Consider the following 16,157-nt stretch of genomic DNA (forward strand, 5'->3'; position numbering starts at 1 on the left):
CTCCTTAATCCTGTGAAAGTTTCGTGAATCGTAGGTTGAATAATGCCAGACCACCAACCAATAAGAAGATAAGCGTTGCAATCGCACTCGCCAGACCAAAGTCTTGACCGCCACTACCTTCGAATGCAATACGATAGGTATAGCTCACAAGTAAATCTGTGTAACCAGCAGGCTCTGAAGTTCCGATCATGTTTGGACCACCACCGGTTAACAGGTAAATCATCACAAAGTTATTAAAGTTAAACGCAAAGCTAGCGATGAGCAATGGCGTCAACGGTTTAAGCATCAAAGGAAGCGTTATCTTGGTGAAGTTCTTCAATGGCCCCGCGCCATCTATTGCCGATGCCTCATAAAGATCATCCGGAATAGCCTTAAGCAGACCCATACAAAGAATCATCATATATGGGAAGCCTAACCATGTATTTACAATAACGACCATGACTCTGGCTAGAACAGGATCAGAGAACCAGTTCGGGCTCAATCCAAATATGGTTTCCAGAACCATATTGATCTCACCAAAGCTTTGGTTGAATAAGCCCTTAAAGATAAGAATAGAAATAAATGCAGGGACAGCATAGGGCAAGATAAGCAGCACGCGATAAGCGGCACGCCCTTTCAATGACTCCCATTGAACAACACTCGCCAATACAAGGCCAATAACCAGTGTTAAACCAACACTCAACGCCGAGAACGCCACTGTCCAAATGAAGATGCTAATAAATGGTTCTTTGATTCCATCGTCCTTCCAGACACGCTCGAAGTTTGCAGTATCAATATTGACGATAAACCCAGGTGATATGGTGTTGCCAATAAATGCACCGTTTCCATCAATGACTTGATAAAAACCGACGTCCATATTGGGCTTCAATGTCTCACCTGACTTGTTGTTGATCATGGATTCACCATCATCTTGCAACGTATACAGAGATGCGACAGAAGCAAACTTACGCAAGCCACTCATGCGGATATCAGAACCATCAGGCATATGTAAATCTACATTACCGAGAGAAACTTTGTTCTGAATGATTGTTTTAATTTTCTCTTTTTCACCCTGAATGTCTGACACGATATTCAAGTCAAGGTCCGTTTCCGCAAAGCCTTCTAGGGTGAACTTGTCAGTGGCGAGTAGCTGTTCGCCTTTCGTGACAACAAGTTGATGACCATTGTCAGTTTTATAGAGATTAAATGGAAAGCTCTCACCACTCTGGTAAGTTCTATCGAGTAATACCGTCTGCGCTCGTTCTAACGACAGCTGATTTTTGGCACTATAGTTTGTAAACGCTAGACCGACAGTATAAGCAAGTGGGAAAAGAATGAATAAAATCATTCCCGCTATACCCGGGTAAATATAACGATGTGCGTATGTCTTTTTACTACCAAATATATAAAGAGCTAGAGCGGTAAGCACCACTGTAAGCAGAGCGAAAGCGAGTTCACCGCGAGAATACATTAGAATTGTGGCATAGCCATTCACTATACCTACTGATGCCAATAATGCCCATTTGATAAACACTTTTTGGCTTGAAGGTAATGCGGCAGATGCCGTTGCACCTGAACCTTGAACTGACTGCATAAGAAAACCTGCTAGCGATTAAAAATAAAAAATACTAAGGAGAGGTTACCCCCTCCTAAAAATGAATAGGACCTTCAATTGCTTTCGTGACTGTGCAATCTATGGGCCCTATCTGTTTACTGTTACTTCGTCATTTGCTTGTCTGCGTCTGCAAGTGCAGCATCAACGGTTTGGCGACCATCTACGATGTTAATGATTGCATTTTTGGCGCTGCTCCAGAACGCACCCATTTGCGGGATGTTAGGCATGATTTCGCCATTCATTGCGTTATCCATTGTTGCCGCTATACGCTTGTCACTATCCAGTTCTTTCTGGAAAGAATTAAGAGCAACTGCACCTAATGGTTTGTCGTTATTAACCATACGCAGTCCATCGTTAGTAAGTAGGTAGTTTTCGATAAACTCTACGGCTAGATCTTGGTTAGGTGACGCCGTGCTGATACCCGCCGTTAACACACCAACGAATGGCTTAGAAGATTTACCGTTAAATTTCGGAAGCGTTGCAACGCCGTAGTTAATACCTGACTTCTCGATATTACCCCAAGCCCATGGACCATTTATAGTCATGGCTGTGTTGCCTTTGTTAAACTCTGCCTCAGATACTGAGTAGTCCATATCCGGAGAGATTATACCTTTATCTATAAGACCTTTAACAAAGTTCATAGACGCTTTAACGCCATCAGTAGCAATACCCGCATCTTTTACGTCATAACCAGATGACGTAAATTTAAACGCGTAACCACCATCAGCCGCCATTAATGGCCATGTGAAATACGGTTCTTTTAGGTTCCACATAATGGCTGTTTTGCCATCTTTTTGCAGCTTCGCGTTTAACGCTTCAACTTCTTCCCAACTCTTAGGAGGAGTAGCCACTAAATCTTTGTTATAAATAAGAGAGAGGGATTCAATCGCGACTGGGTAGCCGATCAACTTACCGTCATATTTAACCGCATCCCACGCAAAATCTACAATTCCATCTGTTACTTCTTTCGAAGGCTTAACTTCTGCTAGTAAACCAGCTTCTGCATAGCCGCCAAATCGGTCATGAGCCCAAAATACGATATCTGGACCGTCGCCAGTTGCCGCTGTTTGAGGGAATTTGTCTTGAAGTGCATCAGGGTGAGCAACCGTCACTTTAATACCCGTGTCTTCTTCAAATTTCTTACCAACTTCCGCTAGACCATTATAGCCTTTGTCACCATTGATCCAGATAGTTAGTTGACCTTCTTCAATGGCTGCGTTTGCACTTAATGAACCAAGAGCGGCTAGTGTGCATACAGCAACAGTGCTTAGGGCTTTTTTCATGTTTAATATCCTTTTTATATGTGAGATGTAGGGCTCTTTTTAAACGATAAGCCATATTTCGAGTTGTATCATCTTAAAATACGAGTAAGTAATCATCATCCTATATTCTACGCCCCGTATGGTATGGGAAATTTTCGTGATCGTCATCTGCATTGGACAGAGAAGCCCATCACACAACGGCCATAATATGAGATGTAAATCACGTTTTGCACATCCATTTATTTGAAGTGGATCTTGTTTTGCATTTCTACGCCTCCTACGCCTCATCCCCCACTACTCCCCCTGGAAATTAATTCTAATGGAGGATGTGTAAATTGCATTAATACTGGAAACTAAACACCATCAAGAGTAGTGATTAGTTGTTAATTGCAAAGCACATATTAAGATAACCGTAAGTAAGCTTACTAACTCTCTCTTTTTTTAAAACATTTAGTCAAAAACTGTTTCCTACTTTTTATTGTCTACCGTAGTATTTGTATACTGCTAGACGATAAGACAAAAAATTAATCGAGGACAAGCTACATGGCGAGCGTCACGTTAAAGAATGTATGTAAAGCTTATGGCGACTTACTGATCTCCAAAAATGTTGATTTAGAAATCAAAGAAGGTGAGTTTGTTGTTTTCGTTGGTCCATCAGGCTGTGGTAAATCTACGCTATTACGCTGTATCGCTGGTTTAGAAGAGATCACCTCTGGTGACCTCTATATAGGCGAAGAACGAATGAATGACGTTGAACCATCGAAACGTGGTGTTGGTATGGTTTTCCAATCCTATGCGCTATACCCGCACTTGAATCTTTATGACAACATGTCGTTTGGTCTTAAGCTTGCAAAAGCAAGCAAGGCTGAAATCGATAAACGTGTATCTCATGTTGCTGAAATATTACAACTTGGTCATCTGCTAGAAAGACAGCCTAAAGCACTTTCTGGTGGTCAACGTCAACGTGTCGCAATTGGCCGTACCCTTGTTTCTCAGCCGAATGTATTCCTACTTGATGAGCCTTTGTCCAACCTTGACGCCGCGTTGCGCGTAAACATGCGTAGCGAAATCACCAAGTTGCAACGTCAGCTAGGTTGCACCATGATCTACGTAACGCACGACCAAGTCGAAGCAATGACAATGGCCGATAAAATCGTTGTGCTCGATGACGGTTTCGTCTCTCAAGTAGGCAAGCCTCTCGAACTGTATCATTACCCTGAAAATCGTTTTGTTGCTGGCTTTATTGGTTCACCAAAAATGAACTTTATGAGCGTTAATATTGAAGAAGTCGAAGCAGAGCGTGTACAGGTTCAACTTTCTAATGGCAATACGCTTTGGATTCCAGTCGATGGTAGAACCGTCAATAAAGGCGAACGTATGTCGCTAGGTATTCGCCCAGAGCATCTACAAAATGCTGAAGAAGCCGACGCCGCCATCGAGGGTGATATTCAGATTGTCGAAAAACTCGGTAACGAAACCCAGATCTATTTGCATTTAGACAGCGCAGATGCGGATGTTATTTACCGCGCTCCTGACACTCTCGCGGTAGAGGTTGGGGACAAGTTCTCTATTGGTCTAGCCGCCAATCGTTGTCACCTGTTCCATAGTGATGGCAGAGCATGTAGACGACGGCACAAAGAGAATGGAATAGATTTTGATTAAAATCTAATCAAATCAAATCGCTCTAACCGTAACCACTAAAACCTTGCTCATCCTTAGCAAGGTTTTTTATTTTCTCACCTACTCCGCCCTCTAAAAATGTCCTAATAGCCTATTGGAAACGCGACAAATCTTCTTCATTAACCTCACGTCAATTCGATTCTCATATTGAGAATACGCAAATCTCTCATTTTAACATCAACAAAAAATCAATATATTTCCTTTATTTCAACAACTTAAAATGTGGCACATAAAGTGTATTTACCTATCTACACACAACCACATAAAGAGTCATTGTCATGGAACTTAGAAAAATAGACGCAAGTGAAACACTCCTTACTCTTCAACTTTCAGGAGACTTGGACGCAAATGGAAGCAAAGAAGCCCTCCCTCATATTGATCAAGTCCTTTCGGAAGATAACCATCCAGAGATCGAAATCGACCTAAAGCATGTTTTGTTCTTAGATTCCTCTGGTGTAGGCGCCATCGTATACATGTACAAACGATTAGTTGAGCGAGAAAGAAATATGCGAATTGAAAACGTGCATGGACAACCACTCGAAATTATTACGCTGCTTCGTATCAATCAAGCGATATCTGTAAATCAAAAGAGAGAGGCCGCATAGATATCATCTCTATGCGAGACTTAAGGAGAAGCCAGCATGAAACACAACGCCTATAAACAACTATTAATCCTTTTTAGCATCAGCTACCTAGTTGCATGTAGTAGTAGCTACCCAGAAAGCGGTCGTGGTGGCTTGGCAGAAAATGATTTTGAATCTGGCTTCTCCCCTGTTTTACCTGATGAACCACTCGGCCCCGAGCACGGGCTAAGATTCGACTGGCAAATAAGTAAGCTTCATCTCGACATGTTAGTACAAGAAGGCGCTATATGGTGCTTCCCCGCGGCGGTTGTACAGAATCAAGAAAGGCAAAATAGAATCGCCAGAGAGCTTGAAGGCAACTTGTTACTCGATGCCGCAAACGACCTCATTGTCCAGAGAAAAAGCCTCAACAAATTGGAACAACGGCTGACTTATGTCACCAGTCAGGCCGATTGTACACCACCAACAAGTCAACAAGACCAGCAACAAGAACTGGGTGTCATTAACGAGTTATTCGCTATGCTCAACGTTGACAATCAATTTGCCCAGAACTCAAGTGAGATCAATCCAAAATACATGGGGAACCTAGCGCAGGCGGCCAACATGTTGAAAGAGAATAAGCATCTAAAGCTTGCTATAACAGGCCATGCCGACGCGTCAGGTAGTGTCGAATACAACGAAACGCTAGCATTAGATAGAGCCAATCAGGTGAAACGATACCTAACCATTTTTGGCTTGAACCCAGCGAGAATTAAATCCAGTTCTCTCGGCTCAAGCGCACCGCTTTTCCAGGGTGATACCGCGGCCGTTCAATTAACCAATAGAAGAGTTAGCGTTGAGATTATCTCAAGTAATAACTCGACCGTAGCCTTAAACACAAGGGGCTCATTATGAAACCCACAAATCTATTTTTAGTCACATTAACCTGCCTATTTGTCTTACTTTTCACCTCGGCCTCTCAAGCAGACTCAAATGAGACGGTTAACATTGGCGATAACATACAGGTTAACCTTCCCGGGGAAAGCAGTTTAAATAAAGGTTTCCAGGTCGACCAAAAAGGACAAATAACCCTGCCAGAGATTGGCGCTGTTTTTGTGGCCGGATACGATGAAGTGCAGCTCAAAAATATCGTACTCGAACGCCTTTCTGTCGCTTTTAGAGATCTGCGTAACGCCGAGGTATATGTCGCTAAGAAACAATTAATCGTCATGGTACAGGGGTATGTTAAATCACCCGGTCAATTTACTATCCCTAGCAATGCAGGAGTTCAGGCAGCGATCACTTCCGCGGGAGGTCTTCGTTCTGGTGCACAGTTAGATAAAATACTGTTAAAAAGAGGCTCGGAAAACAGCGTCTTCAATTACAAAAAATTTCTTGATACCGGCGACAATAGTGTTCTGCCTAAACTTCGTTCACTCGATACAATTTTCGTCCCAGCATCACCGCTTGTTGGCAATATAGAGCAAGAATTCAACCCACTTTCTCAGGCCAATTCAGGCGACAGTTCAGACCCTAAATCTGCCATTAAAGTTTTTGGCGAGGTGAACTCACCGGGGTCTTTCTCTTATAGTGCCGAGACAAACTTAGTCGATATATTAATGCGTTCTGGTGGCGTTACTCGTTACGCTAGCGTTGAACAGATTCGTGTTATTACCGATAACAACCCTATCCTTTTCAATCTCAAACGCTACCTAGATTCAGGCGATAGCAAACTCCTCCCTATCTTGTTACCTGGATCAACCATTTTTGTTCCTAAGCAAGAAGAGGAGATTAAATCGGGTGCTAACACCGTTTACGTAATGGGTGAAGTTGCCGCACCCGGTGCATTTGAAGGAAAACCGGGGGCAAGCTTTATGGACATCCTTGCCAATGCTGGTGGCCCGACAAGGTTTGCAGAATCAAGACAAATACGCGTAATTAAGAGTGGTGGGCAAGTCATCAAATTTGACTTAACCGCCTACACAGAAGGTCTAGGAACCAACCGACCACCATCGATCATGCCCGGTGACGCTATTTTTGTACCTGAAAAAACCGACATGAATGAAAAATCGTGGCTAAAAGTGTCACCTAACCGCGCCGTTAATGTGATTGGGGAAGTAGTTAGGCCCGGAAGGATTGAGTGGTCAGATGAAATGGACTTTATGGACCTACTCGCTCATGTCGGTGGGCCAACACGTAGAGCCGACACGACAAAAATAGAAGTCGTATCAACTAACAGAGCAACCGGAGAAAAAGAACTACAGACCTTCAATTTAGATGATTTTATCAAAAAAGGCGCGAGACGATCAGACCAACCCGTCATATCAGCCGGATCGATAGTTCGCGTCCACGACCTACCGCAAGATCCATCAGACAACAAATCCCAATGGGTCAGACAAAGTTCTGATGCTTCTATCTACATATTTGGACAAATAAACGCGCCGGGCCGTTATCGATTCACTAACGAAATGCATTTCTTGGATATATTGTCTGCCGCCGATGGCCCAACAAAGGACGCCGATATACACAACATTCGAGTTACGCACAGAGACAAGAGTTATTCTAAAGTGAGCAAATTGAACCTAGCCCTATACTTTGAGACGGGCGACGAGTCCCTACTACCAAAGGTAAAACCGGGCGACACAATTTACATGCCAGAGAAAAACCGTAATTGGTTAGATCGTTCTAAAGAGAGCACTGTAAGAGTGCTAGGGGCGGTAAATGACCCTGGACGATACGTTTTCAACGATTCTATGACGATTCTCGATATCCTTGCGGAAGCGGGGGGACCAAGCGAGGACGCATACCTAGAAAAAATCAGCGTCGTCAATATTTCCACTAGCCAAAGCCAAGCGAGAACCTTTGACCTCATTGAGTTTAGCAAATCAGCCAGTTTTCGAAATTTGCCTGTCATTCGAGCTGGGGACACCATTTATATTCCCGACAGAAGAGAAAGCTTAACGGAAAAAATACGCCTTGGCCTTAAAGACGTTCTTCAAATTGCAACCACCATTGTTTTAATAGGGGCGATCTAATGACTATACCCGCAATGCACGCCGAAATAGAACAGATTTTTATCGAAGCCGAATTAGCTGACTGTCGTTCACTATGTATCACTTCATGCCAATCAGGCGAAGGTGTCACATCATTAGCCATCGCCTTAACCGAGCGGTATCTGCTAGCAGGTTACCGCACGTTAATCATTGATCTCAATATCCACAAACCCAGTTTTAGTGTGCTGGAATTACCCTCGTTAGAACCCAATGAATTTTGGCTAGAACACACCAGCTCAGCACAGTGTTTTACGGGCGTTGCTTCTCCTATCAATCCTCCGGCACAACTCGCGTATAAACGGCCCGGACATCTCAAAAAGAACATAGAAGAATGGAGCAAACAATTCGATCGCATCGTGATAGATACGTCTCCAATACTCAATATCAATAAGAGTAACATCCCTTCCCAGATTGTTGCGACAGCCTGTGACCGAACCATTTTAACTGTACTGGCAGGGGTGACAAACAAACATGACGTCACACAAGCGATGAAACTACTTAATTCATCTCAGATACAGCTACTTGGCACCGTTTTAAACACCAAAGAGCAGCCTAGTTTATTATTCGAACTCAACAGAGAAATAAACAGACTGGCCTTTCTTCCTCGTAAATGGCGATCCGCTATTACAAATAAACTAAAAAAGAATCAATTTCTCTCCATCACAGTATAGTAAATAGTGGATTATTACCTAAACTAGTACTACAACCATTTGAAAAGATAAAGATTATTGATAAGGGCAAATAATGATAATAATTAGAACAATCCTAATATCCTTGATAATGCTCATTTCTGCACCTATTTGGGCCCACCATTATACCTTTGGTATTGTACCCCAGCAGTCTGCAAGTCGACTTGCTAAACAATGGTCACCCATATTAAAGGCACTTTCAGAAGAGACTGGGCATGAATTTGTATTCAAGACGACGAGTGATATTCCTACCTTCGAAAAAAACCTCGCTAAGGGAGAATATAGCTTTGCCTACATGAATCCTTATCATTTTGTTGTATTTAACCAGTCACCGGGATACCAAGCTGTAACGAAAGCCAAAGACAAAATGATAAAAGGCATCATTGTCGTAAAGAAAGACAGCAACATAACGGAGGTAGAGCAACTCAATAACTCCGAAATGGCGTTCCCTGCACCGGCTTCATTTGCGGCCAGTATACTTCCTCAAGCGTACCTAAACGCCGCCAACGTTAACTTCACGCCTAAGTATGTTTCATCCCATGATTCAGTCTATTTAGCGATAGCGAGAGGATTCTTTCCTGCGGGTGGAGGTGTGATGAGAACGTTCAATGCGATGCCCTCAGAAATAAAAGAACAACTTAACCCTATCTGGACCACCAAAGGTTACACACCCCATGCCATTGCGGCACACCCGTCTATAGATTCAAAATTACGAGAGCAAGTTAAAGACTTTTTTGCTAATCTTGCGAATACTCCAGAAGGTGCAAAAGTATTAGAACCATTGAAAATAAAAGCATTTATGCCCGCGAAAAATAGCGACTGGGATGATGTGCGAGCTCTGGATATTGACCTCATTCAAACGAAATAGTAGGACAATAAGATGAACCTTCGTAACAAGACTATTATTGGTATTGCGGCAATTGAGACTTTTCTCTTAGTCATTCTTGTCTTTAGTGCTATGTCTTTTTTAGGCGATTCGAATGAGAAACAATTGATACAACGAGCCCATGCGACAACGACTATGTTTGCGCACGCCATCAAAGATGCAGTATTAACGACCAATCTTGCGACACTCGATGACCTTGTAAATGACATTATGGTGCTCGAAGATGTGGTCTATGTTCAAGTAAAGAGTTATGGGCAAACACTCTCTTCTGGTGGCAATATTGAGCTGCTCGAAAATGGTGTAAAAATTGATGAAGACTTACGATCTGTCGACGATGGTGTATTTGACACCAAAATCGACATTAAAAGCGATGGTACCGTATATGGTTCTATCGAAATAGGCTTTGCAACCACCGCTATTAGTAAAATGTTGGATGATGCTCGTAAAGCCATAATAGGCATCGCCTCTTTAGAGGTTCTGCTAGTGGCTCTGTTTTCCTTTGTACTCGGTACCTATCTGACCAGAAGCTTAGTCAAACTAAGAAAAGCAGCACACACGGTTAGCAAGAAAGGACCAGGCTATCAGCTGAATCTACAACAAAAAGACGAGCTAGGTGAGGTTGCAAACGCCTTCGACATCATGTCTAAAAACCTTGAAGACAGCTACATCGATCTTAAGGCAGCCCGAAAACAGGCAGAAAAGGCGAATGAAAGTAAAAGCCTTTTCCTTGCCTCGATGTCGCATGAAATTAGAACACCAATGAATGGTGTTATTGGGCTACTTAATTCTCTCAAGCAGACCCCATTAAATAACGAACAACAAAAACTGGTTAATGTCGCCACCGACTCCGGACTATTTCTCCTATCCTTAATCAACAACATTCTCGATTTCTCCAGGATGGAATCGAATAACATGAGCATCGATAGGAGGATATTCAACCCCTCTGACGCGACTCAGTCGGTCATTGACAATGTCAAAACACTAGCGCTTGATAAAGGCTTAGATTTGAATTTGAAGTCCAACCATCTCCCTGAATACCTTGTCGGTGATGAATACCGTTATAAGCAGGTGTTACTTAATCTTATCGGCAACGCATTAAAGTTCACCGAGGTAGGGGATATTGATATCGAACTATTCACGACAAGAACATCTGAAAACCATGCAAAAATTACCTGTAAAATAAGAGATACCGGTATCGGCATTTCTGAAAAATCGCTGCCTTACCTATTTGATGAATTTACCATGGCAGATCAATCCTTCTCTCGTGATAATGAAGGGTCTGGATTAGGTCTTGCCATCTGCAAGAAATTAGTCAACCTAATGGATGGCGAGATAACAGTAGAAAGCACGGAAGGCGTAGGGAGTTGTTTTACGGTTCATCTTCCTATGGAGATGGCAACGCGTGACGACTTCCAACAATCCAAAGCATTACCAAACAATCTACATCCAAAGTGCTTGCACAGTCGCATTCTAGTTGCAGAAGATAATAAGGCGAATCAACTCGTCATACAGAGCCTTTTTAAACACATTGGATTAAACATTGATATCGCCAACAATGGCATTGAAGCGGTTCAAATGGCTCAAAACAACGTATACGACATTATTTTTATGGATATCTCAATGCCCGAAATGGATGGAATAGAAGCGTGCAAAAGGATCCTCAACGCCGACAATAAGACCGGCGCTACATTACCGATTATTGCCTTTACTGCGCATGCATTATCTGGCGACAAGGAATCATTTGTTCGCGCAGGCATGACAGATTACTTATCGAAACCCGTCAATCTTTCAAATTTAATCAATACACTAAACAAATATGTCGCACAGGAAAGTGAAACAGACATTCAAATTAAATCGCCAACAATCAAGGTAATCCCGGTAACGACAGGTAACGCCGCACATTCAAAATCACTTATTAATGAGTCAACGCTACGACAGATGGTTAAAGATACGAGTGCCGAAGTGATGCCAATGTTGATTGACCACTATGTAGACGAAGCGCAAAAAAATGTCCGCAAAATGCTTATCGCACTAGAAGAATCCGATTATGCCACGCTAAAGTTTGAGGCACACACGTTAACTAGCTCCTCACTCGCATTGGGCAATACGAGCCTAGCCGAATTAGCTAAAAAAATAGAATCCCTCTGTATCGATAATGAATTCACAAAGGTAAAAGCGATCACAGAAAACTTAGACTCGATTGCACAAGATTCATTAGATTCGTTGCAAAGAAGAAAAGAACAAGGATTTTAATGAGATAAAACAGAATTAACGCCTTTATAGTCTATTCTATAGGAATGATGTCCCATATGAAAAACACAAGGGTATAGGTATGCGACCAAAAGTATTACTTGTCGAAGACTCAACCTCGCTCGCTATTTTATACAAACAGTACGTCAAAGATGAACCTTATGACCTGCTACATGTAGAAACAGGGATGGAAGCAAAAGCATTTATAAAGAACTATGCCCCCCAATTGGTCATTCTTGACTTACAGCTCCCTGATATTAGCGGTCAAGAGATACTAGACTGGATTCAAGAAAACGAAATCCCCTCTTCCGTTATCATTGCTACGGCTCATGGTTCCGTGGATGTTGCGATAAGCTTAATTCAACGAGGAGCCAAGGATTTTCTAGAAAAACCAATCCAAGCAGAGCGACTCAAAACCTCTATTCGAATCCATTTAGAAAATGCCAAACTAGAGCATCTCGTCGAGGATTTAGAGAATAGCCTAGACCGTTCTAAGTTTCATGGATTTATTGGCTCAAGCGTACAGATGCAAGGGGTGTATAAGATCATTGATTCTGTTGCCCCAACCAACGCCAGCGTATTCATCAATGGAGAGAGCGGCACAGGAAAAGAAGTGTGTGCGGAAGCCATTCACCACCAGAGTGATAGGAAGAATAAGCCATTTGTTGCGATAAACTGCGGCGCTATCCCTAGAGACCTAATGGAAAGCGAGATATTTGGTCATATCAAAGGGGCATTTACCGGCGCTACAGCGGATCGAAAAGGAGCCGCAGTGCAGGCTCACGGAGGCACACTTTTTCTTGATGAGCTTTGTGAAATGGAACTAGAAATGCAGAAAAAACTGCTACGGTTTCTTCAAACGGGTACGTTTACTCCCCTTGGTGAAAGCAAAGAAAGAAAGGTGGATGTTAGAATTATCTGCGCCACTAATCGAGACCCACTAAAAGAGGTCGAAGAGGGAAGATTTCGAGAAGATCTTTATTACCGCGTCCATGTAATCCCTATAGAGATGCCACCACTTCGAGAACGTGGAAAAGACATCATTACATTGGCGAATCACTTTCTTAAAATTTATGCCAAACAAGACGGGAAAAAATTCACAGGCCTAGAAAAGCCCGTTCAACAGCTTATGAAACGCTACCGTTGGCCCGGAAATGTTCGTCAACTTCAGAATATCATCAGAAACATTGTTGTTCTTAATGATGACAAACTCGTCGCAATGGAACATCTCCCCTCCCAAATAAGTCATGCTGATATAAGCAGTAATGGCGAAAGTAAAAAACCACGACAACCAGAGGTCGTCGAACAGTTAGAAAAACGACAACACGAGGAATCTAACATCATTGAGCCACCGCCATCAGGTGAACCGTTCGAAGCAAACAGACAAGCGTCAACAATAATTCGACCTATGTGGCAAGTTGAAAGAGAAACGATACAAAACGCTATCGATTTTTGTGATGGAAATGTTCTGACTGCGGCGGTGCTACTGGAGCTAAGCCCATCGACGGTTTACCGTAAGAAACTGGCTTGGGAAACAGAGGATGAATACAGCGAAACCTAACACTAACCCCTTGTTAAACGATGATATTTGGTTAGCGGTGGACAGCCAAATATTGGGTGGCATTGAGACCCATATTTTGGAACTAGCCTCTGGCCTAATACAATTTAAACAAAAGGTTAGAGTGGTACTTTTAACCGAATATTCAGACTCACAACCGATTTTAAGTAAACTAGAATTGGCAAAAATTCCGTATAATTTCTTGTCAGAATTGTCTAACTGTAAAGGTAATGCAAATGTATTGACGCAGCTGCGTTGCGCCCTCAAATTACACCGGCCTGCGCTTATCCACACTCATGGATATAAAGCCAGTGTTGTTAGCCGGTTGGCATGTTTACACTGTAAATGGATCGCACCTCCAAAGAGTACGGTTCAAGTTTCGACCTATCATGCTGGTGAAGCCCCAGTAGGAAAAGTGAAACTTTATGACATGATAGACCGTTTTACCGCTTCTCTCTCTGATCTGAACTTTGCCGTCAGCAAAGATATTGCCAACAAAATACCTTCTAAAACGCATGTCCTAAATAACTTTGTCGCACTGCAATCTTGTCCGACACGCTTTGGCGAAAACATCGCCTTTGTTGGACGACTAAGCCATGAAAAAGCACCAGATCGCTACATTGAACTCGCCAAAAACTTTCCGCAACATGATTTTCATCTTTACGGCTCAGGACCGATGACATCGCAACTTGATAAAATGGCAGGGGGAAATATTTGGCTTCACGGCCACATCGATGATATGAATTCCGTTTGGAGCGATATCGATGTACTTATTATCACATCGCGCTTTGAAGGGTTGCCAATGGCCGCTTTAGAAGCAATGAGCAGAGGTATTCCCGTTATTTCAACCAACGTTGGTGCTTTGGACTCACTTATCATTAGCAATGAAAATGGATGGATTGGTAACGATATGACAGAACTGAGCCACGCCTTAAACATTTGGTTACTCGCCTCAGAACCCACAAAAAGTGCCATTCGAACAAAGGCGCGTCAGACGATTGAACGTCGTTTCTCTCTGCAAGCGGTAATCCCACAGTATTTGGAACAGTATCAAACCGTTTTAGAACAATCGTAGATATTCTATTTAACCAAGCTAACCTGAGCTCAGTAAATTGTAACTGTCGGAAGACAATAAAGTTTGATTAAATCTAAACTTATTTTTGGACAAAAATGAGCAAAAGCGTTTTTGAGCAATAAGCCTTCCCCCTCTTTCTCATTATTCTAATCAATGATTACCAGAATCGAATAGGCGTGTTGTAGAGAGAGATAGCCTGAACCTACGTTTTTATATGAAACCAACTGTATTTCTATATGCAAAAGTACTCTTTATATAAATTACACTATTCCATAGTAAAACTTAGGTTTTCAAGTGAAGGGTATTTCTTACGAAGATGCTCAACCACTTCAACGGTAAACCTCACCGGATTAACCATTAGGCTCGGGGTACTGCCTGTCGCACCATTTGCACTGGTGAAGAAATTATTGTCGCCTTCAGCGCCTTTAATGATGCCAACTAAAATAGCGGGACGGCCAATATCTCCATAGTCATCTTCATTTGAATCTGGGAGCCATTCCATCAACACCGCGCCACCACTCGCACCTCCAAATGTAAAGGCGTCTACTAAATTAAAGCCGCTATTAGTGTTAAATATAGGGGCAAGCACCACTTCAACACCATAGTGTACGTAAGTAAGATTTCGACCACTATCACCTAACTCTTGATCGGACGAATAACCTGCAACATAGAGATTTCTACGAAAACTATCGAGATTGCCAAACAGTCCATCATCCTCTGTAGAGTAGTATTCCATAGCCTCATAATGGAAGGGGCTATCATACTCATAAGAGAGATCCCAATCGATTAGAGGGATAGTAACCTCACTTAGCAAATAAACGCCTTTGATAACGGAAGATGGGATGGGCGAGCTTAACTTAAGTAGAGCCCAATCGTAGATATAGTTAGTGATTTCGACAGTCGCTTTTCGGGATACAACTTTATTATTGTGAGTAGAAAGCCATGTCATCTCAGCATCGCTCTTAAGGCAATGTGCTGAAGTCAGAACGTACTGAGAATCATCCAAGCCATAATCAATGAGGGTTGCAGAACAACTATTTGTAGAGTTTGATTGAGCAATGGTGAGCTTCCCAACCGCACGCAGTAACTGTGGTGACGTGGGACTGAATTTCTGCCTAGTATCCTTTTCTGTCAATCGATCCATTCCGTAGCTCGTAGAGGCAATAAAACCGGATAATAGTAAAACCACTTTAATAAGTGTTTGCATCTGACTTCCTTGTCAAAAATAGAATAATGATTCTGCATTATTTGCAATGTGATGGCCATAGTTGTTGATAAATTGGCTAATACCATCGAAGGAAAACAGACGGTGAGACAATAGTCTGAAGAAGGATAACCTGTCACAGTTTCCGGTGATCGATTCTGGCACACCTCTGGACAAAACAATTTACTGCCACTGAGCTAAACCGTTCCAATCCGATTAGAAAAAGTATCTTGAAATCTTAAACGCTTGCTATAAGCGTGTCCGAATTATGCACCAAAAGCCAGTTTCAAGACTTCGCTTTGATTGCAATAGTTAGTGATCGGCGTTGCTACCTAAGTCGAGT

At 42.5% G+C, this 16,157-nt stretch carries 12 protein-coding genes; 9 read left to right on the forward strand and 3 right to left on the reverse strand.

The annotated features are described in order from the left end of the window. Positions 1 to 4: 4 nt before the first annotated feature. On the reverse strand, positions 5 to 1,573 hold the full coding sequence (malF, locus tag IUZ65_RS19695) for a maltose ABC transporter permease MalF (RefSeq protein ID WP_195705724.1): 1,569 nt from the start codon (positions 1,571 to 1,573) through the stop codon (positions 5 to 7). Positions 1,574 to 1,695: 122 nt separating this feature from the next. Beyond that, positions 1,696 to 2,877 (reverse strand): maltose/maltodextrin ABC transporter substrate-binding protein MalE, encoded by a 1,182-nt coding sequence (gene malE / locus IUZ65_RS19700; protein WP_195705725.1) that lies wholly within the window; start codon positions 2,875 to 2,877, stop codon positions 1,696 to 1,698. Between the two features lie 522 nt (positions 2,878 to 3,399). Between malE and malK the strand changes: the two genes are divergently transcribed. The 9 genes from malK to IUZ65_RS19745 all read left to right on the forward strand — a co-directional run bounded on the left by malK (position 3,400) and on the right by IUZ65_RS19745 (position 14,610). Next, positions 3,400 to 4,518, forward strand: coding sequence for a maltose/maltodextrin ABC transporter ATP-binding protein MalK (gene malK / locus IUZ65_RS19705; protein WP_195705726.1), 1,119 nt, complete (start codon positions 3,400 to 3,402; stop codon positions 4,516 to 4,518). A 296-nt stretch (positions 4,519 to 4,814) separates the two neighbouring features. Continuing rightward, positions 4,815 to 5,141 carry an STAS domain-containing protein gene (locus tag IUZ65_RS19710; RefSeq protein WP_195705727.1) on the forward strand — a complete coding sequence of 109 codons (327 nt, stop codon included), beginning with the start codon at positions 4,815 to 4,817 and terminating at the stop codon, positions 5,139 to 5,141. A 36-nt stretch (positions 5,142 to 5,177) separates the two neighbouring features. Continuing rightward, positions 5,178 to 6,014, forward strand: a complete 837-nt coding sequence (locus IUZ65_RS19715; RefSeq protein ID WP_195705728.1) for an OmpA family protein — start codon at positions 5,178 to 5,180, stop codon at positions 6,012 to 6,014. Continuing rightward, positions 6,011 to 8,134 carry an SLBB domain-containing protein gene (locus tag IUZ65_RS19720; protein ID WP_195705729.1) on the forward strand — a complete coding sequence of 708 codons (2,124 nt, stop codon included), beginning with the start codon at positions 6,011 to 6,013 and terminating at the stop codon, positions 8,132 to 8,134. The genes IUZ65_RS19715 and IUZ65_RS19720 overlap by 4 nt, the downstream gene beginning before the upstream one ends. Then, positions 8,134 to 8,823 (forward strand): CpsD/CapB family tyrosine-protein kinase, encoded by a 690-nt coding sequence (locus IUZ65_RS19725; protein WP_195705730.1) that lies wholly within the window; start codon positions 8,134 to 8,136, stop codon positions 8,821 to 8,823. Before IUZ65_RS19720 ends, IUZ65_RS19725 begins: the two co-directional genes overlap by 1 nt. A 73-nt stretch (positions 8,824 to 8,896) precedes the next feature. Beyond that, entirely contained in the window at positions 8,897 to 9,709 is an 813-nt protein-coding gene (locus IUZ65_RS19730) for a phosphate/phosphite/phosphonate ABC transporter substrate-binding protein (protein WP_195705731.1), read from the forward strand. Between the two features lie 12 nt (positions 9,710 to 9,721). Continuing rightward, positions 9,722 to 11,980, forward strand: coding sequence for an ATP-binding protein (locus IUZ65_RS19735; RefSeq protein ID WP_195705732.1), 2,259 nt, complete (start codon positions 9,722 to 9,724; stop codon positions 11,978 to 11,980). Positions 11,981 to 12,059: 79 nt separating this feature from the next. Next, entirely contained in the window at positions 12,060 to 13,538 is a 1,479-nt protein-coding gene (locus IUZ65_RS19740; protein ID WP_195705733.1) for a sigma-54-dependent transcriptional regulator, read from the forward strand. Beyond that, positions 13,519 to 14,610 carry a glycosyltransferase family 4 protein gene (locus IUZ65_RS19745; protein ID WP_195705734.1) on the forward strand — a complete coding sequence of 364 codons (1,092 nt, stop codon included), beginning with the start codon at positions 13,519 to 13,521 and terminating at the stop codon, positions 14,608 to 14,610. The genes IUZ65_RS19740 and IUZ65_RS19745 overlap by 20 nt, the downstream gene beginning before the upstream one ends. Positions 14,611 to 14,875: 265 nt before the next feature. On the opposite strand, the gene IUZ65_RS19750 is transcribed toward IUZ65_RS19745, so the two are convergent. After that, positions 14,876 to 15,817 carry a trypsin-like serine peptidase gene (locus IUZ65_RS19750; RefSeq protein ID WP_195705735.1) on the reverse strand — a complete coding sequence of 314 codons (942 nt, stop codon included), beginning with the start codon at positions 15,815 to 15,817 and terminating at the stop codon, positions 14,876 to 14,878. Positions 15,818 to 16,157 lie beyond the last annotated feature (340 nt).

It is taken from the genome of Vibrio sp. VB16, assembly GCF_015594925.2.
Taxonomy (GTDB): Bacteria; Pseudomonadota; Gammaproteobacteria; order Enterobacterales; family Vibrionaceae; genus Vibrio.